The sequence below is a fragment of the Gemmatimonadota bacterium genome (assembly GCA_026705765.1).
Classification (GTDB): domain Bacteria; phylum Latescibacterota; class UBA2968; order UBA2968; family UBA2968; genus VXRD01.
In genome coordinates this window covers 25,016-45,423 of the sequence record JAPPAB010000024.1, presented here as the reverse complement: position 1 = coordinate 45,423, position 20,408 = coordinate 25,016, and the positions used below count along the sequence as shown (strand labels likewise).

The window sequence follows — 20,408 nt, the reverse complement described above, 5'->3', positions numbered from 1 at the left end:
ATTCCTTTCAATGGTTGGGGGTTATGGGCGACCACTGGGGCCGCCCTGGTGGTTACTCGTCCTCGAAGTCCTGAATGATGATTCGATCCTCTCCAATCGCCTTTATGATTGTGCTGAATTGATCACTGGCGGCTTTGGGGGATGGATAGCGGACAACCTCGACGTTTCGGGTATGGCCTTCAAAGACAATATCCCGCCCTGTCAGTGAGATGTCGCGGCCTTCAAGGGCGAGTAATCGGCGGCCATTTTGTAGCCACATATCAATTCCTTTCAGGGTTAAGCGGGCGGCTCATAGAGCAGACCACACGGCCATTTGTGAACGTCTGGCAGAGCTTGTCAAGTTGATTGACAAAGACTTTGCGCCTGGCGACCTGTCCCGAGATTTTCAGCTTTACAACAAGGCTTTCAGGCGCGGTGGGTGCAGGCTTTCCTTTTGCCATTGATGTCTCCCTATTCGCCATCGGCGCCCGCATCGGCAAAGCTGTTGGACGTGAGAAATTCATAGGCTTTGTTCAGCACCAGGACAGCCTTCGGTATATCGTTCACCTTCAAGCTGTTGGTGGTCTGCCAGTTGCCGTCTTTGTCCAGGTAACTGCGCTGAAACGAGACCGTTCGGACAGTGAACTTTTCCTCTCCGCGCTCAAACTCTTGCTCGTAGATAGACGCAGAGCAAAGGCCGTGACGGAATGTGATTTCGGGTTGTGCCATGTGTGATTCTCCTGTTGGATGTGGGCGACCAAAGCCGCCCAGGTGATTGTTATTCAGCAGCAAAATCTGTGTCCCAGGAAAAGCAGTAATCGGCTGGTGTCTCCGTGAACTCTTGACACAATTCCTCAAGCCGTTTCACAAAATCCTCTGGCTTGAGTGTGACCAATCCGAAGAACTTCAGACGGACAACGAACTTTTCCGGTGTGTGGTTGGTGGTGGTTTCTAAGGGCGTAGCCGTCTCAATCGCCTCGGCGATCTCTGGCGGCGCATCCTCATATTCTGGCATTGGTGGGGTTCCTTTCAGATGATCAGGCCGCTTTCTGTCAGGCGTTGGACTATTGCGTTATACTGGACGCTGGCGGCTTGTGGTGATGGATGCCGTATGACCTCGATGTTGCGGCCATTGTCGAAGACGATCTCGCGGCATTCCAGCTTGATGTCTCTGCCTTCCAGAGCAATCAGCCGCTGACGGTTTTCTATCCACATGGGCTTGATCCTCTTGTGTGTGACGGGCGACCGCACGGGCCGCCCAGGTAGTGGTTAGAATACGTTGGCCTCTTTCATTGAAATGAACCGATCCGATCCGATGATCAGGTGATCGACCACTTCGATGCCCATAATTTCGCCAGCCTGAACCATACGGCGCGTAAGCTCGATGTCCTCTCTACTCGGAGTAACATCGCCGCTCGGATGGTTGTGGCCGAGGATTACGCTGGCCGCGCTTATCCCAACGGCTGGCGCAAACACTTCTCTCGGATGCACCAGGCTGGCATTGAGGGATCCGATGCTCACCGTCTCGGTCTTTAAGACCTGATTGCGAGCATTCAGAAACACCACAACAAAATGCTCTCGCTTGAAGTCTCGAATATGCCGAAGCTCTGGGAGAACATCAGCGGGGGAAGTGATACTCGGCTCTGTGCCCATGCCTCTGTCCAGCACACGGCGGGAAAACTCCAGGACGGCGAGCAGAGTGATCTGTTGGGATTTGGTCAAGTCTTTGCCTTTAAGCTGGCGGTCGATAATCTGCCCGGGCGGAGTTTCAAGCTGAAAGTCTTTGAGGGATTCGAGGGGATTTTTCCGAAGGAATGAGCGGCACTTCGCCAGCACATCGCTACCATTGCGTTGGGGCATTCGCAAGACCAATGCCAGCAATTCCTCATCGGGAAGGGACTCGGCGCCGTTGCGTTGGAGCTTGTAGATCGGTTGCTCGATCTCGTACACGCCATTTATCAGGTACATCGGTTTGTCTCCTATTGGTTGGGTCTATCCGAAAATTGCCTTTGATGCGACGGCGGCAGCTTCGTTTTTGTTGGTGTAATCCACGCCATTGATCCGATAGATTTTTGTCTCCTGGTCGTCTTTGCGAACTGGTGCTGGAACTGACGTTGTTTCAGGAGTCTCTCCGTTGGGCAAATCTCCACCATTGGGGGGATGATCCTGGCTGTACCGTTTCGGGGGATATTCGCTGCCATTGGCCTTGTTCTCATGCCATTCCTTTTTGCGGTCGGCACTGGCTTTTTTCGCATCATCTCGCTTTTTGATCCGGGCCAGTGCGTTGTCGATCACTTCGGACGCTTTCTCTTTGGTCGCCCTATGAGAGTTGAGCCAAATAGCGATACGGTGGGCTTCCTCTGCGGTAAACACAGGGGAAAGCAATAGCTGATTCAGTCGATGCCGTTGTCGGGGGGTGACTTTTTCTGTTGCGGTGTCCATAGACATCTCCTTTCTTTGCAGTGGTTGTTTTTCGCTGCTCGGTCAATGTTAGGGCATTGGCCGGGCTATTTTTTTGCCCGTTCACTGGGGGCGGGCAAATTCCCCATCATTGTATTTGTGCCAGGAAAAGTGAAAATTCGCACAAAAGAAAAAGGCCGCCGATCGGTGAGGATCAGTGGCCTTTTGTGTGCAGGGATTATTCTTGCTGTTAGACTTCTATTTCGTTACCTTTTTTGAAGGTGGGGAAATTTCCCCAGAGAAATGGAGCGTAAGGAACAAATGGAGCAGAGGCAAAGCCCCGCAGATGGATGATCGAGTAGATATTTGGAGTTGTACGCCAGAGGAAAGAGAGTGGATCATTGGTTTGGCTCTCGTGTTTTTTGTGCCCTTGTTAGGTCTGGTTCTTTGGCGTGACTGGGACAAAATTATCGGACTCGATAGGGATGGTCTCATTGAATTGGCTATCTCCATAGGACATGTAGGTATTTTTGCTGTCGTCTTTGCCTTTTTAGTTATACAGGGGGTAGGTATGAAGTCACTTTTAGTCGAAAAATACCGTGATCGGAAGGAGCAGCGGAGGGAGCAAGAGCGCAGAGAAAGGGATGCCCAGTGGCGTAGCTGGTTGGGAGAAAACCATCCTAACGTTCCATTGCCACCCTTTGCTGATGATGACACAGGCAATGATAGACAGCAATAACAAGTCAAGCTATCAGATAGCCAAACACATCCTCAAAAAAGCGAATAGAAACAGCCCGTCGATCAATTAAGACCGACGGGCTGTTTTTTGGGAATTATATACCTGACAACATAATCTCCCTTGCATATTTTGTGTATAGGGGGCTTTCTTTATGGATATGAGTGAAATACTTATCACGTTATTTTATATAAATCTGCCGTTTTTCTTTGTCAGTGCAATATTTGTCATGGCTTCACATCCCTCGAAAAGAGTAAAGAATACTCTATGGAATGTCGTGGCTCATATCGGCGTGTTCTTTTGGTTTTATTTAGATATGTTTGGTACACTATATGATGTGTTTGGCGAGGACAATGTAATCTGGGCTATTGTGTGGTTAATATCCGTAGCAACAGCTTACAAGATGGGCAAAGATCATCGTGAAAGGAGGTGATGCCCTAATGCTTCCTGTTGAAGAAAGGTTATTAAAAGCCTACGATCAAATACAAGGCAGGAACGGAGAGATGTAAAGTTGGGGTAGTCCTTTAGGAAGTATCGGGCTACCCCAATACATAAGCCCGCGAAACAATGAATATCTCACGGGCTTAAAACATATCCAGAATTGACAGATCAATAGCCTTTTCTTGTGATTCGCCGAACCTACTCGATTGTCTCCGTGTGTTGAGCAACAAGTTGCTCGCTCATATTTTTGTTTGTTATGAGACCGATCTGTCGTCTTTCAACCCGTCAGATCGGTTATCCCGTCTGATTCTGTGTGTTCTATTTTGGGAGTCTCACGGGAACCATCGGAACTATTGCCAGGTGTCCTTCAGAGGGCTTGAGCGCATTACTAGCGCGGGGCGCAATACAATTCGCAGGAATCTGGAGCCGTTGATCGAGGACGGTTGGGTATGTATTATCTGATGGGTATAGAGAAGCTACTACGTATGGCTTGCGGATCCCACTCGACACACCAAAGATTTAGAGGGTCTAAAATAGAGGGTCTAAAATTGTCCATCTGTATTGGCAGTAAATATAATGGACAATTTAATTGACGCGCGATCAAGCCTGGGCTTGGGACGGTAACGAGAGGTCAAAAGAAATCATCGCCAGATATGAAGGCGCAACCGTAAAAGAACGAAATACTGCTAAGTCATTAAGGACTATTGGCAATGATTTTCAAACCTGAAAATAAAATGATGAATATATCCTATCATTATGCTCTATCTGAGTCATTTTTTGAGTCAGCTTTATATACTTATTCTTTGTTGCTATCTAGAATTAAGTATAAAAATCTCGATGAAGTTTATCTCTCTAATGAGCCACCTCTTAATCAAAGAGATCAATGTTCTATTGTTTGTTCTACTCATTTACTTAGCAACTCTTTTGAGAATTTACTCAGGTCCTCTATCCTGCTGGATGATAAAAGTAGTAGTTTTGGACATCATCTTTATGATAGGGCGAAGTGTTTGTCCAGCAAGATTCTTCGGGAGTATGATAAAAGCCTCAAAGATGGCTATTCTATTGTAAAGTCCTTCTTAGGTGGTAGCTTAGGGATATTCACAATCTATCCTGGGACTCTTGAAAAGATGAAAGAATTTGGTTCTTTGATAAGCCTATCAAAATCATTAGATGAGATTAAAAAGCATAGAATACGAGATGATTCTCACAATGTAATCGAGGAGTCCGTAAAAGATGTTAGGTATAAAGCAGAAGATATTAATGCTTCTCATTTAGTTGAGTATTTCTCTCTTATTAGAATTGAGGCTTCTTTGATACAGATGGTTTTTCTACTCAGAACAAATTTAGTCTTATATACTGAATGCTTGAACAAGCTGAGTCTATCAGATATTCAGTATCAGAGTAGAACCCCTCTTGTTTCAGAACTGATAGACTCTATGCGTAACCCAAAATGAATTTTTGCCTATAAATAAACATTTGACAATATCTCAACTATAAAGGGAAAACAATTATGATGGAAGAGCGCGAAAAAACGAAACACTCGGGAAGATTCACCATTGAGCCGGGCAGAGAAATCTATGGTGAGCTTACCCTTGATGGTCCGAAGAGTTCTCTTTATGTGTGGGACAAAGATTTCTTTGATCCTCGGGGAGAAAATAATGGATTCGTGAAGGGTATTCTACACGACATGACAGAGGTATCATTAATTGATTGTATAACTTCGGAAGGCCCTGGTTCATTTTCCCATACGCATCATTTTGCCAGTCTTTTTCCTCATTATGTTGTTTTGGGTGATCAACATATCTCTCCTACTGATGATACAATAGCCGGGGTTAATTTCGTCATTGATGATGCAACTAAGCTCTTTCATGATTTAGAAGCCTTCGGTGTAGTAAGGAATGCACGTTCAATTATTGAAAAGGTCGTACAACACGATGTTGAACAGTCGAGTCATGACCGCGAGATCAAGATAGGGGCGTATCCAGAAATCGTTTACTTTACTGGAAAGAGCGAGATTTTTTCTGCAGATACAGCATTAGGAAAGATTTCGGCTTACCACAATCCGACCACTCCCTTTTTAGGGGGGCCAGAGGGCGTAAAAATAACGAATAAGATCTTTGTGAGGTTGCAGTTTGCCGACACAGTCACTTTTGAAGACGCTATTAACAGAACATATAGTGTTCTACACTTTTTTGGATTGCTGGTGGGGCGTCCTCAGAATCTAGTAGAACTCTGGATTTCAAAAAAAGTTGATCAGAAACGAACAACAGATCTTCAAGTTTATTGGAGTCATTATCCTAAATATGAGCGCATCAAAGGAGGATGGGACCCACATCATTTTGATGTGCTCATAAATCCTATTCGAGATCCGGAAATATTTTCGTACATCCTCACAAAATGGCTAGATCGGGAATGGCCAGTTCAAGCCAAGAATTGGTACAGTGCCCGAGTAAGGTTTTTTAAAAACTTTGAGAGACAAGAGTACTATGACATAGATCGGTTGATAGGTGCTGCAAACATGTTCGACATTCTGCCCCATGAGGCTGTATCTGGTAAAGTTGAAATATCAGAAGACCTAAAGTCCGCCCACGATAAGTGTCATCAAATTTTCAAGAGATTACCAAGAAGTCCAGATCGCGATAGCGTTCTAGGTGCCTTAGGTCGTATCGGTAAGAGTACACTCAAGAAGAAAGTCCGTCACAGGGCTCAATTTCTAATCGACAAACTTGGAAATAGAATCCCGGATTTCATTATGGTAACGGATGAGGCGGTAGATTGCCGTAATTACTACGTTCACGGTAGCCCGCCTAGATCCCGTATAGATTACAACCAATATCCTGGCCCACTGCATTTCCTAACGAACACACTGGAGTTTGTATTCGCCGCTTCGGATCTCGTTGAGGCAGGGTGGGAAATAAAGAAATGGTGTGAAAGTCAGAGCAGGACAAGCCATCCTTTCGGCCATTACCTCTATACTTATCTATCAGAAAAAGAGTCAGTATTTTCATCATCAAAAATTGCACAGTCTTCGGATGAGACAACCTCAAGTTGATGCACAGTACGAAACATCCTGAGTCGTCACCAAAAATGTTTTCCCAATCCGCTGCACGTCATTATGCAAATATAGGCAGGACAATAGTTGATAAGATGAGAACCTACAATGAGATGTTCAGCGCGTTTGGTTGTAAGAAAAATAGGTGCAAATACCCATACGTGGTTCTTTCCATGTCTCGGCCACAGCCAGACTCGAGCACAGATCTGCGCCATCGAAATAATACATCTCAAGAGGAATCCCAAGAATCCGAAGGTGGCCTAAACGAGCATTGGCGAAAAACTTTGATGACAGTGCAGAGTCTTCTTTATCCCTTCATCTCCAATATAAAAGATAAAAGCAACGAAGAGCTGTACGATCTCTTCTTTCATGTGAGAACCGCGAAGTGTTGCTCCAACGCTGATGGAGGGAGTAACGAAGAAAAAAATGGACTTGACCCGTTTCGGCGGGTACCTTCGTAGGCTTGAAACCCAAGCTCTACATACTCCACCAAAACGGGGTAAATCCATCTACGGGCTTACATCTGGTGATCAGGCTGAGTCCCTTCGGAACCTTACGCAATTCAGCCTCTCCTTTCTTCAACCGCTCGCGCATCTGGTGCTCGGCGACGGTGGCACGATGGGATACGCTTTTGCGATCTTATCACCCAATTCACCTTGTCCAACTTCGGCCAAGAGACGCACCATAACCGGCGCAAGCTCTGGCGATTGATGCACCACCAACCACACATAGCGCTCGGTATCGCGCTTCTCCAAATAGGCAATGGCCTGACGGCATCTGCCCTCGGGCATCAACCGCTCATCCTGCGGCCCACCATCTCGTAAGATCGTGCGCTCTTCACGCACCAACTCATGATCTCGGGCATTCCCACAAGCAGGACATTCAAACCTCATTAAGCATTCACCAAAAGCCGTCTTAAACTCACCCAAATACATCACAGCACCACACATTTCACATGGGCGCATTTGCCCGATCCAACCCTCGTGCTTACAACGCCCGTGATAGGACCCGCCACGAATGCGCTTATCAGGACAATCACATTCAAAAGTCTGCACATAATAAGCTCGACCATCGGGATTTACGACCTCAGCATTCCCATCGCCATCAAGGGTTATGCAATAGCCCATCGCCATCGCATGGGCAATACTCAACTTTGCTTCTTTATCACCCACAACAAACAATGAGGACTTGCCATTATCACTCTTTTTAACAGCCATATCTTCAACCTCCTTTTTTGGGGTAATAGATTCATTGCGCTCAGCCTGCTGACTGGCTTTTTCAACTGAAATGACAGCCATCCGCCAGCAACAAAAACGCCCTCCCTCACTTTTCGATTGGAAAGCAAAGAAGGGCGACTGACGGACCAGCCATCTGCCTTTATGGTGTGCTGCATTTTTTAGACAGATTTTAAATACACTTTCTCTACACCGCCGCTGTCAAGAGAGGCGGCACAGCGTCGTTTTTTTGGGCTGAGTCCTGGGGCTAATCCTACTCTATTATGTTTGTGCCATCATTTCTCACTTTTCGCACAAGGTGGTTACTATGCTAAAAAAATATAGTTACTCTGGGATCCACGGATTGCGTATTAGCCGAATGAGATTAAAGCAAGACTCAGCGGGAATGGGAAGGAAGGGCAAGTGAGTGTTGTGGTGGGTATTGCCATCGTCGATATTGCCGAATAACCTACTCAGAACACTACGATAATAAAAAGGGTTGTCCAGTATAATTGGACAACCCTCGTTTTTTGTACACATAAATACAAGGAGATTATACAAACAAATATTCATCAAACGTTCATTCATCTAATGATGCAGTGATGAATTGTCGGAGAGTATCTGATAAAAAAATCTCACTTCCCCTTAATTTCGTTAGAATTTCATTTTTTAGACCCGTATTTTTACTTCTAGATTGGCAGAGTACTCGGGAAAAGACAAATGACTATCAGCTAACAAATGACCAATGGGCCGCTATACACTCCTAGGGAGAAATGATGCAGTGATGAATTATCGGAGAGCATGTGATGAAAAAAGTCTTAATTTTGTTAGAAAACTATTTTTTTTCCCCCTATTTTTACTTTCAGTTCCTCGCATTATTCTATGAGGAGACTGCCTTTCAATGTACCGATTCCGCTTTATATAAACGGCTTATCAACTATGCTGTCAAGGGGAGAGAAAAGGAAATGACAAATGACCAGCGAACAGTTAAAGGACCAATGGGCCGCAATCCCAAAAGATGTGGCGGTTATGCTTTGGGCGCGCCAAACGCCAGGCTATCACGGCGACAAATGGCGATGAGCAACAAAGGATCAAAAAGCCTATAGAGAGCCACCAGTCCAAGCACAATTTTAAACTATTTACCGGAGGCAGAGCAATGGAAAAATCGAATATTTTGAAACAGCGGGCAAGGACACCTAAGCCGAATGACGAAGCGGCCTGGGCGCGGTCGAAGGCAGAATTGAACCAGATGGTTGAGACCGAGCGGCGCAAAGACCGGGCAGACAGGCAGCGTGGTCGGGCGGCTGATCGGTTGGATTGTGTGCAAATCGAGTTTGGCTTTTTGCGGTCACTGAGGGTGCGTGATGGCTCAGAGCTACACAGATCGGCTTATCGACTTTGCGGTCAAGGGGAGATGAAAAAATGAAAACACAAACAATCAAAGAAATTGAACGACTCTTGAAAGAACTTGATACCTCTTTCTGGGGTTCGATTACGCTGCGTATTCAACGAGGAGAGGTGGTCAATGTCGTAAAAGAACAAAGTATCAAAATAGACGCCTTAGCACAAGATGTGCAGCATAAATAAGGCTCTAAAAAAATATCAGTAAGATCTGACTAACAATATCAGGGAGTAGGAAAAACCACACCTGGTAAGAAAGCGAGGTGTGGTTATGGGAAAACGACAAAAAATCGACTGGGATAATATCCCTATCACAGTCATCGAAGAAGGCTCTCCAAATCCGCAAAACCCCTATGCTCAATTATCCCCTGAAGAGCGGACAACTCACTTGAAAGAACTTTGCCAAACTATTTATATGAGAAGGTTGGAAACTCAACTGTGAACAATAGTCACGGAAGAGGCGGCAGTGATGAAATAATAGGGAATTATATACAATAGAGATCACTAATAATGTTGCATAAGGCATTGTTTTTATGTATATTTATATTGTAAACGAGTTACAATATATAAGGTATATAAGCATCGTCTATAATTTCCAAACAATACAGGGCAAAGGAGGTAGATGTGATTAAATGTGGTCTGTATGCCAGGGTCTCTTCCGACCTGCAAGCTCAAATAAAAAATGGCAGTCTCGACACTCAGATTGATCTTCTTCAGAAGTATGTCGAACTTAAGGATGTCACACCAGAGGAAGAATGGAAAGCAGTGGCAATCTATCGTGAGGAAGGAAAATCAGGGAAAAATTTAGACCGGCCAGAATTCAAGCGCATGGTTCGAGATATTGAGCAGGGTAAGATCAATGCGGTGCTGTGTACAAAAATCGATCGCATCAGCAGGTCTATCATCGACTTTCATCATTTTCACGAGTTTTTAGCGCAACATGAAGCAACATTTATATCTCTCCATGAAAGTTGGGATACATCAAACGCCATAGGTCGGTTTGCTCTCCAAATTTCTTTAGCTACAGGAGTACTTGAGCGGGAGCGCACCAGTGAGCGTACAAAAGAAAAAATGCAGTGGCGTGCTGAGAAGGGCCTACATAATGGTGGACAGGTTCTCGGATACGATAATGATCCAGACAACAAAGGCGTTCCAACGCCCAATGAGGCAGAGCGAGAATTGGTGCTCTTAATTTTTCAGACGTATGTTAAGGAGCAAAGTTTTAGAGCCACAGCGCAGGTGATAAACAAAAAAGGCTATCGCACGAAATCGTATGTATCGAGAAACGATAAGGTTCATTCTGGCAAAAAGTTCAACAACACAAATATTGGGCGTATTCTGCAAAATCAATTTTACATCGGAAAAATTACTTACAACGGTGAAGTATATGAAGGCCAGCATGAACCCATTATCCCAATAGAATTGTGGGATAAGGTACAAGCCATTATAGAAACCAAGCGGGTCACTGGCTCAAGGAGCAGAAAACAAAACTTGCATACCTTCTCACTTCAAGGTTTGGTAAAATGCGGATGGTGCAAGTCTTATATGACACCCTATTACGGCCTGAATCACCAGAAAAAGCCCTATTTCTACTACCAATGCACCTGCAAAATCCATCGTGGCAACAAGGAATGCAAAATGAAGCCTGTGCCGGCACAAGCCCTTGAAAAAGTGGTCGCTGATCGGTTGATACAACTTAGTGACGATCAAAAACGTGTCCAAGACCTTGTTGCCGAGGCGACAACAAATAACTCAGAGCGTATGAAATCTTTGATGCAAGCACGGAAAAATTATCAAAGGCTCCTCAAAGATATTGATAAGAAGTTGGATGCTCTCGTGGAAAGTATCGCTGGGCGGAAGGTTGGCATTAAAACCATCAGTCAGAAAATTATCGACCTGGAAGAACAAAAAAGCCAAATAGAGCAGGAGATGATGGATAATGAAGTAACTTTGGCAGAGGCAAAACAAAAGGCCGTAAGAGTTGCTCAGTTGGAGCAAAAACTTACGACCTTTGAGGAACTATTTGATGAAGCCACACCAGAGGAACGGAAAGACCTGTTAAGACTGCATATCAACCACCTGATCTATACCCCAGATGCAATTCAACTCGCCTTGTTTGATTCTGCCAGTGAAACGGACAGAATCAAAGTTCAGCGAGAAGATGTAGTTGGTTGCCCCCCAGGGATTCGAACCCCGATTCTACGGTCCAGAGCCGCATGTCTTGCCATTAGACGAGGGGGCAAAATATATAATTAAAGATTCGGGATGACACGTACCTTTATGAACCCAAAACCTCCAGCGCCTTTTTCAGCCTGCGAATACACGTCTCCCGCCCGAGCACAGCCATCAATTCAAACAACCCCGGCCCAAACCCAACGCCGCAAAGCGCGAGTCGTGTCGGATGAATCAGCCTCGAAGCCGAAATCCCCAGTTCACCAGATAGTGTGCGCGTCACACCCTCAATATCGCCCTCACCGAACGAATCCAAACCCTCCAAACGCTCAATCATCAACGCAACGCGCTCGGGCGTATCCGTCTTCCAGTTCTTCTTAGCCGTCTTTGCATCATACACCTCTGGATCCACAAAAAAATAACCCGTATGCTGCAAATCCTCAAGCGTATGCAACCGCGGCTGCAACAACGCCGCAATCCTCATCAACTCATCCCGCCGCTCAGAAGCCTCTGCCTCAGAAAGCCACCCCTCCGCAACCCAAACCGGTATCGCATCATCCAGAACCGCATCCACCGGACGAAGACGCATATGCTCGCCATTGAGCCACACCAACTTCTTCTCATCAAAAATCGCGTCTCGCTTGAGCAACCCCGCAACAGAAAACACCCCGGTCAACTCATCACGCGCAAACACCTCGCGCTCATCTCCGGGCGCCCATCCCAACAGCGCGAGATAATTGAACATCGCATCCGACAAAAAACCCCGCTCCTGATACTCCGAAATCGTAGTCGCCCCGTGACGCTTGGACAACTTACTGCCATCGGGACCCAAAATCAGCGTTGAATGCCCATACTCCGGCACCATCCACGACAGCGCCTCAAACAGCATAATCTGCTTCGGCGTATTCGACAAATGATCCGCAGACCGCAACACCAGATTCACACCCATATTGTGATCATCCACCACCACCGCGAGATTATATACAGGCGAACCATCGGGCCGCAACAAAACAAAATCCTCAACCTCGGCATTATCCCAACGCTGCACACCCCGAATGCGATCGTGCCAGACCGTCTCACCCGCAGGCACCTTAAACCGCACAACCTTTGGCCGCCCCTCTGCCTCAAAAGCCGCCTGCTGTTCCGGCGTCAAATCCCGATTGTAGCGCACGCGCCGCTTCTCGACCTGCGCCTGCCGGCGCATCGCATCGAGTTCTTCCGCAGTCTCATAGCCATAATACGCATGCCCCGTCTCCAACAGACGCGCGGCTGCTTGCTTATGCGCCTCGACATTATCCGACTGAAACACTGGCTCGGCGTCAAAATCAACACCGAGCCAGTTCAAACCGTCCAGAATCGTCTGAAGAGACGACTCTGTAAAACGCTCTCGATCTGTATCTTCCACGCGCAACAACAACTTTGCCTGGTAGTGCTTCGCGTAAAGATGATTAAAAATCGCCGTTCGCGCATTCCCCACGTGAAACCCACCAGTGGGAGACGGCGCGAAACGCAAAACCGTATCCGACATCGAAAATCGACCTATGAATATATGGCGGAGAGGGAGGGATTCGAACCCTCGGTAGAGGAAACCCCCTACAACAGATTAGCAATCTGCCCTGTTCGGCCACTCCAGCACCTCTCCGCGAACAAAAACGAACAGCCAAAAGTAACAAAGGACGTGTATAAATGCAAGGTAAATGGCGGTGGGGGTGGGATTCGAACCCACGGACCCGCGAGGGTCAACGGTTTTCAAGACCGCCCGATTCGACCGCTCTCGCACCCCACCGCACCATCCGAAAAGTATAGATAAGCGCCTCATCTGTGTCAAGCGGTTTGTATCAACGCATCTCAAACACACTTAAACTTTGTTTTTCTTCTATTTAGCAATCAAACACCCAATAATCCCCGATGCTTACAACCGCCAAAAAAGGGTTTGCGTTGCCCGTGCCCTTCCTGTATTTTTAGACACAAAACTGCAACATGACCCAGAAAAACTCACACCGCGCGCACGACCTCGCACCCTCCCCTATGACTGAGCTTATCACCGGCTCCCAGATGGCATCCATTGACCGTCGGGCAATCGACAGTGGTGTGCCGAGCATAGAACTCATGGAAGCCGCCGGACAAGGCGTAACCCGGGTAGTAGAAAACCTGTTGGGCGAACGCCAAAACCGGCACATCGTCATCCTCTGTGGCAAAGGCAACAACGGAGGCGACGGCTTTGTCATCGCCAGGCAAGCTGCCCAAAGCGGTGCAAAAGTCCAGGTATTCACAGCCACATCCACCCGGGAAATAACAGGCGATGCAAAAACCAACCTCGACCGACTGCCCCCGAACATCGTGCAACCGGTTGACCGCATCGCAACAGTACAAAACGCACTCGTCAACGCCGACATCGCCGTTGACGCGCTATTGGGCACGGGCATCCAGGGACCTCCCCGCGGCATATACGCCGAACTCATAAACGCACTCACCCGCGCCAAATGCCCCATCGTCGCCGTAGATATACCCTCTGGCCTCAACGCCGACACGGGCCAAATCGAAGGACCCTGTGCAACCGCAACATGCACAGTCACATTTGCACTGCCCCGCATCGGACACTTCTTTTACCCCGGACGCGCCCAATGCGGCAAACTGCACCTCATCGACATCGGGATCCCCCCCTCGGCAATTGAACGCGAACGCATCAGCACCTACTTGATAGACAACCGCCGCTGTGCTCGCCTGCTCCCCCAACGGGAACCCGACGCCCACAAAGGAGACTGCGGCAGAGTATATATCCTCGCCGGATCCGTGGGACTCACAGGTGCGGCGGCACTCGCTGCAAACGCGGCACTCAAAGGAGGCGCGGGCCTCGTCACACTCGGTGTACCCAAAAGCCTCAACGACATACTCGAAACCAAAGTCACCGAAGCCATGACCCAACCGCTACCCGAAATAAAAAAAGTCAGATGCCTATCCCTGCGCGCCCGGGGCGAAATACAACGCGCGTGTCGCACCGCTGACAGCATCGCCATCGGACCTGGTATAGGAACCCATCGAGAAACCGTCGAACTCGTCCGCCGCCTCGTGCGCGACCTGAACTGCCCCGCAGTCATCGACGCCGACGCACTCAACGCCCTCGCCGGAGACCTCGATGCAATCCGCACCTGCGAAACACCCCTGGTACTCACCCCGCACATCGGGGAATTTGCGCGCCTGACCGGGTGCAGCATCGCCGAAATACAGCGCGACCCCATAGCACAGGCTCTGAAATTCGCCACCGATGTCGGAGCCACCACAGTCCTGAAAGGCGCGCCAACCATCGTCGCAACGCCAGAAGGCGAAACACACATCAACCCGACCGGCAACCCGGGAATGGCCACCGGCGGCACGGGAGACGTACTAACGGGCCTATTAGCCGCGCTCATCGGTCAGGGCCTCAACCCCTCAGACGCGGCATGCACAGCCGTCTATCTCCACGGCCTCGCCGCTGACATCGCAATTAAAAAAATGGGACAAATAAGCCTCATCGCCAGTGACATCATCGAAAACTTTGCCACTGCCATACACCAGATACGCAGCAGCACCGAGTGTTTCGATCTAAACCTCACCACCTGATTCTGGACCTGTACCCAATGCCCAAACGAACCGACCTCAAAAAAATAATGCTCATCGGCTCTGGTCCCATCGTCATAGGACAAGCCTGTGAATTTGATTACTCCGGCACCCAAGCCTGCAAAGCCCTCAAAGAAGAGGGATACGAAGTCGTACTGGTCAACAGCAACCCCGCCACCATCATGACCGACCCCGAAATGGCTGACAAAACTTATGTCGAACCCGTCACACCCGAAGTATGTGCAGCCATCATCGAAAAAGAACGCCCGGATGCCCTCCTCCCAACCCTGGGCGGACAAACAGGCCTCAACACCGCCATGGCCCTGCACGAACAGGGAACCCTCCAAAAATTCGACATCGAAATGATCGGCGCAAAACCACACGCCATAGAAAAAGCGGAAAACCGAGAAGCCTTTCAAAAAGCCATGGCCAAAATCGGCCTCGACTTCCCCAAAGGCCGATTTGCCTACACCCTCAAAGAAGCACTCGACATCACCGCTGAAATCGGATTTCCCGCCATCATCCGCCCATCCTACACCCTGGGCGGCACAGGCGCTGGCACCGCGTACAACATCGAAGAATTCAGACACGCCGCCGCACACGGCCTCAGCCTATCGCCCACCTCAGAGATCCTCGTAGAAGAATCCATCATCGGCTGGAAAGAATTTGAACTCGAAGTCATGCGCGACCAAAACGACAACGTCGTCATCATCTGCTCCATAGAAAACTTCGATCCCATGGGCGTACACACGGGCGACTCCATCACCGTGGCACCCGCGCAAACCCTCACCGACAAAGAATATCAGGAAATGCGCGACGATGCCATCGCCTGCATCCGCGAAATCGGCGTGGAAACCGGCGGCTCCAACATCCAATTTGCAGTGGATCCCAACACGGGCCGGCGCGTCGTCATAGAAATGAACCCCCGCGTCTCCCGCAGTTCTGCACTCGCCTCCAAAGCCACGGGCTTCCCCATCGCCAAAATAGCCGCCAAACTCGCCATTGGATATACCCTGGACGAAATACAAAACGACATCACGCGCGAAACACCTGCCTCATTTGAACCCACCATCGACTATTGCGTCATCAAAATCCCGCGCTGGACATTTGAAAAATTTCCCCAAACCGCTGACCTGTTGGGTACACAAATGAAATCCGTAGGTGAAACCATGGCCATAGGTCGCACGTTTAAAGAAGCACTGCAAAAAGGCTTGCGCTCTCTCGAAATCGGGCGCGCGGGATTTGGTGCCGACGGCAAAGACATCCACCCCAACACCCTCTCGCGCGAAGCCCTCGAACGCGGCCTGCGCGAACCCAACTCGCAGCGATTGGCCTATCTCAAAACGGCTTATGACGCCGGATTATCCGTACAGGAAATTTTTGATGCCACCAAAATTGACCCCTGGTTTCTCGACAACATGCGACAACTCGTCGAAATAGAAAAAGAACTCGCCGCCCTGATGGACTAACCATGAAAAAACAGCACACACTCAACGACTTAAAATCGCGCATCACTCGCGCAGACCTGCTCAAAGCCAAACAACACGGCTTTTCCGACCGCCAACTGGCACACCTGTGGCAAAGTGACGAATGGGCTATTCGCGCCCTGCGCAAAGAACTCGGCGTTGCGCCCGTATTCAAAACCGTAGATACATGCGCAGCCGAGTTTGAAGCCTATACACCGTATCACTATTCAACCTATGAAACAGACAACGAAGCCATCCGCTCCGACCGCCCAAAAATCATGATCCTCGGCGGCGGTCCCAATCGCATTGGACAGGGCATCGAATTCGATTATTGTTGTTGCCACGCCTCCTATGCCCTCAAAGAAGACGGCTTTGAGACCATCATGGTCAACTCCAACCCCGAAACCGTCTCCACCGACTACGACACATCCGACAAACTCTACTTTGAACCGCTCACCGCCGAAGACGTACTCAGCATCGCCGACGTTGAACAACCCGACGGCGTCATCGTTCAATTCGGCGGACAAACACCGCTCAACCTCGCACGCGACCTCGAACGCGGGGGCCTCAACATCGCCGGCACATCGCCCGACGCCATTGACCTGGCCGAAGACCGCAAGCGCTTTGGCGCACTCATCAAAGAACTGGGCATACGACAACCCGAAAACGGCACCGCAATAAGCACCGACGAAGCAATCGCCATAGCCGAACAAATCGGATATCCAGTCCTCGTGCGCCCCTCCTACGTACTCGGAGGCCGCGCAATGGCAATCGTATATGACCGCGAAGCCCTCATCGCCTACATGCGCAATGCCATAGAAGCCTCACCCGAGCGGCCCATCCTCATTGACCGATTTTTAGAAGACGCACACGAATTTGACGTCGATGCCGTAGCAGACCCAACAGCAGTCGTCATCGGCGGCATCATGCAACACATCGAAAGCGCGGGCGTACACTCTGGCGACAGCGCCTGCGTCTTGCCCCCGTATCAAATCTCCGACGCCAACCTCGACGAGCTGCGCCGACACACACATGCACTCGCCAGAGCACTCAACGTAGTCGGCCTCATGAACATTCAGTTTGCCATTCAAGGCGAAGACGTATTTATTATCGAAGTCAACCCCAGAGCATCGCGCACCGTGCCCTTTGTCAGCAAAACCATTGGCGTGCCCCTTGCCAAAGTCGCTGCCCGCGCAATGGTCGGGCGCACACTTCAAGAACAGGGCTTTACCCGGGAAGTGCCCATCAATCACATCGCCGTCAAAGAAGCCGTCTTGCCCTTCAACAAATTTCCCGGCGTTGACACCGTCCTCGGTCCCGAAATGAAATCCACCGGCGAAGTCATGGGCATAGACACCGACTTTGGCCTCAGCTTCCAAAAAGCGCAACTCGGTGCAGGCGTGCGCTTGCCCCAGGAAGGAACCGTATTTTTAAGCGTCAACGACCGCGACAAAGAAGGACTTGTACCCATTGCGCAACAACTATCCGACATGGACTTTCGCCTCATTGCCACAGGGGGAACCTGCGCCTTTCTCAAAAGCCACAACATAGCCTGCAATCGGATCTTCAAAATCCAGGAAGGACGCCCAAACATCCTCGACGCCATAAAAAACGGCGAAATATCTCTCATGATCAACACACCCGCAGGAGAACAATCCCAGGCTGCCGACCCCGAAATCCGCAAAGCAGCCATACAATACGGCCTGCCCTACACAACCACCTTATCGGGAGCCGCCGCCGCTGTCGCCGGCATTCAATCGCTCAAAAACAACAGCGCAATTCGCATTCGTTCACTCCAGGACTTTCACAATCCCTAACTCACTATGTCTCGTCTCATCTACATCACATCTCTCTGCATCCTCTGTCTGGCTTGCAAAAGCGTGTATTACAACACCTTTTACAACGCCAAACAACAGTACAATATCGCCGAGCAAAAACGCGTCGAGTCCCAAACCCCCGGCAGCCGAATAACACCTGCGACCTATAACGCGCTCTACCAGCGGGCCATACTCAAAGCGTCCATAGTGCTCAAATACTTTCCCGACAGCAAATGGTTCGACGACAGCTTGCTACTCATCGGCAAAGCGTCTTATTGGCGCGAAGATTACACCGAAGCACTCACCAAATTCCAGGAACTGCAAAAACTCTTCCCAGAAAGCGAACTCATCCCCGAAACGCGCTACTGGCAGGGCCTCGCGCTCTGGGCAATGGACCGCACCAATGAAGCGCGGACTACATTTTCTCTCTTCGACAAAAAAACCGATCCCGAGTTATACGGCCTATCAAATCTGGCACTCGCGGAAATGGAAGCCGCACAGGGCAACAGAGAAGACGCGATCATCTCCTATAAAGCACTGCTCGAAACACTCGACAAAAAGCACAAATTGCGCGCACGCGCCTGGCAAGGCGTGGGCAACAACCTCCTCGAACTGAACCGATACGACGAAGCACTTGAAGCCTACGAAAACGTGCTAAAATCAAAACCCGATACCAGGACAAATTTTGAAACCCGCGTCAAAATTGGCGAAACCCTCGAGCGCCAGCAAAAATACGACGGGGCGCTGGACACATACCAAAAAATATTAAAAATCAAACGGCTTCGCATATACGAAGCCGAAATCCGTCTCAAACAGGCACTTATATACCAGTTGAAAGATCAGATTGAAACCGCAGAAGAAATCTACAGCGACATCGGAAAAAAATACCCCCGTAGCGAATACAGCGCAGCAGCTTTTTATCGCCTGGGCCTCATCGAACAAAAATCGCGTAGAAATCTGGAAAAATCCAAAGAACTATTCGAAAAAGCCGTTCGCGAAGATCGAAGCTCGGACGAGGGAAAACTGGCTTTACAACGGCAAAAAGATCTCGTAGCACTCGAACGCTATACCAAACAAGCCGAAAAAGTCGAAGACCCGCAAAAAGCACTGGGACCGCTCTTTGACCTCGCCGAACTATACCTCTTTAATCTCGGCGAACCCGACTCGGCCCTGAGCATTTACCAGCGCGTACTGAGCCTGACCGACACAACTGACCTCGCACCCAAAGTGCGTTATGCCATCGGACTCATTTATGCCGACAGCTTGAAAAACGAAACTGCAGCGCGCGAACAATTCCAACTGCTCCTCGACCAACATCCCAACACGCCTTATGCCGTTGAAGCCCGGACGCGCCTCAATCAAAAACACGCCGACGATGCCCTGGCAGAAACGCGATTTTTAGAAACTGAAAACCTCATCGCAGAAGGCACACTCGCACGGGATATCTTACCCATCTACCAACAAATAGCCGACGAATATCCCAACAGCCTCTTTGCTCCAAAAGCACTTTTTGCCCTCGCCTGGACCTACGAAAATGACCTGGACCAGCGCGAACAGGCAAAAACCATTTACGAACAAGTACAGGAGCGATACCCCCTCACACAATACGGCAAAATTGCAACCGACAAACTCAAGGGCAAATTCCTCGACCCTCCGCCCGAGCCAGCAGACACCACCCAAACACAACCATCTGATACGCAACCCGATACAACGCAATCTAATCCAGCGGATGCACCACCGGATACAACGGCTACTCCGCCTGATATCTCAGAGCTTCGAACGCAAAAAACACCCCTCCCAAAACCCGCCTTCAAACCCGACGTCGTCATCGGAGGCGGCATCATGGAAGCCGTAGATGCCGATGAAGAACCTCAGGTCATAGAAGAAGTTGAACCCGAATACCCCGAAGAAGCCAGAGCCGAAGGCAAACCCGTCACGGTCTTCTTGCGCTTGCTCATCTTAAAAAACGGCAGCGTAGGCGAAGTCCACGTAACCTCGGGACCCGAACTATTTCACAGTGCCGCAGTGGAGGCCGCAAAACAATACACCTTTGAACCCGGCATACACGAAGACGCACCGCGCGACATGTGGATAGACATAACCATCTACTTTGAACCGCCAGAGTAAGCAACA

General features: G+C 49.2%; 19 protein-coding genes, 3 tRNA genes and 1 pseudogene. 11 read left to right on the top strand and 12 right to left on the bottom strand.

Translation table 11 applies throughout. The annotated features are described in order from the left end of the window. Positions 1-52: 52 nt before the first annotated feature. The 7 genes from OXH16_03100 to OXH16_03070 are packed head-to-tail and all read right to left on the bottom strand — an operon-like array spanning position 53 to position 2,421. On the bottom strand, positions 53-259 hold the full coding sequence (locus OXH16_03100; protein MCY3680355.1) for a hypothetical protein: 207 nt from the start codon (positions 257-259) through the stop codon (positions 53-55). Between the two features lies 1 nt (position 260). Next, a complete protein-coding gene (locus OXH16_03095) occupies positions 261-440 on the bottom strand; it encodes a hypothetical protein (GenBank protein ID MCY3680354.1) in 180 nt (59 codons plus the stop codon). Positions 441-450: 10 nt separating this feature from the next. Then, positions 451-708 (bottom strand): hypothetical protein, encoded by a 258-nt coding sequence (locus tag OXH16_03090; GenBank protein ID MCY3680353.1) that lies wholly within the window; start codon positions 706-708, stop codon positions 451-453. Between the two features lie 49 nt (positions 709-757). Next, a complete protein-coding gene (locus tag OXH16_03085; protein MCY3680352.1) occupies positions 758-994 on the bottom strand; it encodes a hypothetical protein in 237 nt (78 codons plus the stop codon). Positions 995-1,008: 14 nt separating this feature from the next. Then, on the bottom strand, positions 1,009-1,194 hold the full coding sequence (locus OXH16_03080) for a hypothetical protein (GenBank protein ID MCY3680351.1): 186 nt from the start codon (positions 1,192-1,194) through the stop codon (positions 1,009-1,011). A 54-nt stretch (positions 1,195-1,248) separates the two neighbouring features. After that, positions 1,249-1,947 carry a DNA repair protein RadC gene (radC, locus tag OXH16_03075; protein MCY3680350.1) on the bottom strand — a complete coding sequence of 233 codons (699 nt, stop codon included), beginning with the start codon at positions 1,945-1,947 and terminating at the stop codon, positions 1,249-1,251. A 24-nt stretch (positions 1,948-1,971) separates the two neighbouring features. Further along, positions 1,972-2,421 (bottom strand): hypothetical protein, encoded by a 450-nt coding sequence (locus OXH16_03070; protein MCY3680349.1) that lies wholly within the window; start codon positions 2,419-2,421, stop codon positions 1,972-1,974. A gap of 175 nt (positions 2,422-2,596) precedes the next feature. Between OXH16_03070 and OXH16_03065 the strand changes: the two genes are divergently transcribed. The 4 genes from OXH16_03065 (at position 2,597) to OXH16_03050 (ending at position 6,608) form a co-directional block, all read left to right on the top strand. Beyond that, positions 2,597-3,118, top strand: a complete 522-nt coding sequence (locus OXH16_03065) for a hypothetical protein (GenBank protein MCY3680348.1) — start codon at positions 2,597-2,599, stop codon at positions 3,116-3,118. Positions 3,119-3,269: 151 nt separating this feature from the next. After that, a complete protein-coding gene (locus OXH16_03060; GenBank protein ID MCY3680347.1) occupies positions 3,270-3,548 on the top strand; it encodes a hypothetical protein in 279 nt (92 codons plus the stop codon). 718 nt (positions 3,549-4,266) lie between these two features. Beyond that, positions 4,267-5,010, top strand: a complete 744-nt coding sequence (locus OXH16_03055; protein MCY3680346.1) for a hypothetical protein — start codon at positions 4,267-4,269, stop codon at positions 5,008-5,010. Between the two features lie 56 nt (positions 5,011-5,066). Next, positions 5,067-6,608 carry a hypothetical protein gene (locus tag OXH16_03050; protein ID MCY3680345.1) on the top strand — a complete coding sequence of 514 codons (1,542 nt, stop codon included), beginning with the start codon at positions 5,067-5,069 and terminating at the stop codon, positions 6,606-6,608. 578 nt (positions 6,609-7,186) lie between these two features. Here OXH16_03050 and OXH16_03045 read toward each other — a convergent pair. Beyond that, positions 7,187-7,825: a hypothetical protein gene (locus OXH16_03045; GenBank protein ID MCY3680344.1), complete on the bottom strand. Its 639-nt coding sequence runs from the start codon at positions 7,823-7,825 to the stop codon at positions 7,187-7,189. An 803-nt stretch (positions 7,826-8,628) separates the two neighbouring features. Between OXH16_03045 and OXH16_03040 the strand changes: the two genes are divergently transcribed. The 4 genes from OXH16_03040 (at position 8,629) to OXH16_03025 (ending at position 9,665) form a co-directional block, all read left to right on the top strand. Next, entirely contained in the window at positions 8,629-8,928 is a 300-nt protein-coding gene (locus tag OXH16_03040) for a hypothetical protein (protein ID MCY3680343.1), read from the top strand. Positions 8,929-8,978: 50 nt separating this feature from the next. Further along, positions 8,979-9,248: a hypothetical protein gene (locus OXH16_03035; GenBank protein ID MCY3680342.1), complete on the top strand. Its 270-nt coding sequence runs from the start codon at positions 8,979-8,981 to the stop codon at positions 9,246-9,248. Beyond that, positions 9,245-9,409: a hypothetical protein gene (locus OXH16_03030; GenBank protein MCY3680341.1), complete on the top strand. Its 165-nt coding sequence runs from the start codon at positions 9,245-9,247 to the stop codon at positions 9,407-9,409. The genes OXH16_03035 and OXH16_03030 overlap by 4 nt, the downstream gene beginning before the upstream one ends. Positions 9,410-9,494: 85 nt before the next feature. Continuing rightward, complete coding sequence (locus OXH16_03025; protein ID MCY3680340.1) at positions 9,495-9,665, top strand: hypothetical protein; 171 nt, start codon at positions 9,495-9,497, stop codon at positions 9,663-9,665. A gap of 1,726 nt (positions 9,666-11,391) precedes the next feature. On the opposite strand, the gene OXH16_03020 is transcribed toward OXH16_03025, so the two are convergent. The 4 genes from OXH16_03020 to OXH16_03005 form a co-directional block, all read right to left on the bottom strand. Continuing rightward, positions 11,392-11,465, bottom strand: a tRNA-Gln gene (locus tag OXH16_03020). A gap of 36 nt (positions 11,466-11,501) precedes the next feature. Next, a complete protein-coding gene (gltX, locus tag OXH16_03015; GenBank protein MCY3680339.1) occupies positions 11,502-12,923 on the bottom strand; it encodes a glutamate--tRNA ligase in 1,422 nt (473 codons plus the stop codon). Positions 12,924-12,945: 22 nt separating this feature from the next. Continuing rightward, positions 12,946-13,037, bottom strand: a tRNA-Ser gene (locus OXH16_03010). A gap of 56 nt (positions 13,038-13,093) precedes the next feature. Next, a tRNA-Ser gene (locus tag OXH16_03005) sits at positions 13,094-13,181 on the bottom strand. 194 nt (positions 13,182-13,375) lie between these two features. Here OXH16_03005 and OXH16_03000 point away from each other — a divergent pair. The 3 genes and pseudogenes from OXH16_03000 to OXH16_02990 all read left to right on the top strand — a co-directional run bounded on the left by OXH16_03000 (position 13,376) and on the right by OXH16_02990 (position 20,402). Next, complete coding sequence (locus OXH16_03000; GenBank protein MCY3680338.1) at positions 13,376-14,995, top strand: NAD(P)H-hydrate dehydratase; 1,620 nt, start codon at positions 13,376-13,378, stop codon at positions 14,993-14,995. Between the two features lie 17 nt (positions 14,996-15,012). After that, a pseudogene (gene carB / locus OXH16_02995) lies at positions 15,013-18,275 on the top strand (carbamoyl-phosphate synthase large subunit). A 6-nt stretch (positions 18,276-18,281) separates the two neighbouring features. Beyond that, complete coding sequence (locus OXH16_02990; protein ID MCY3680337.1) at positions 18,282-20,402, top strand: TonB family protein; 2,121 nt, start codon at positions 18,282-18,284, stop codon at positions 20,400-20,402. Positions 20,403-20,408 lie beyond the last annotated feature (6 nt).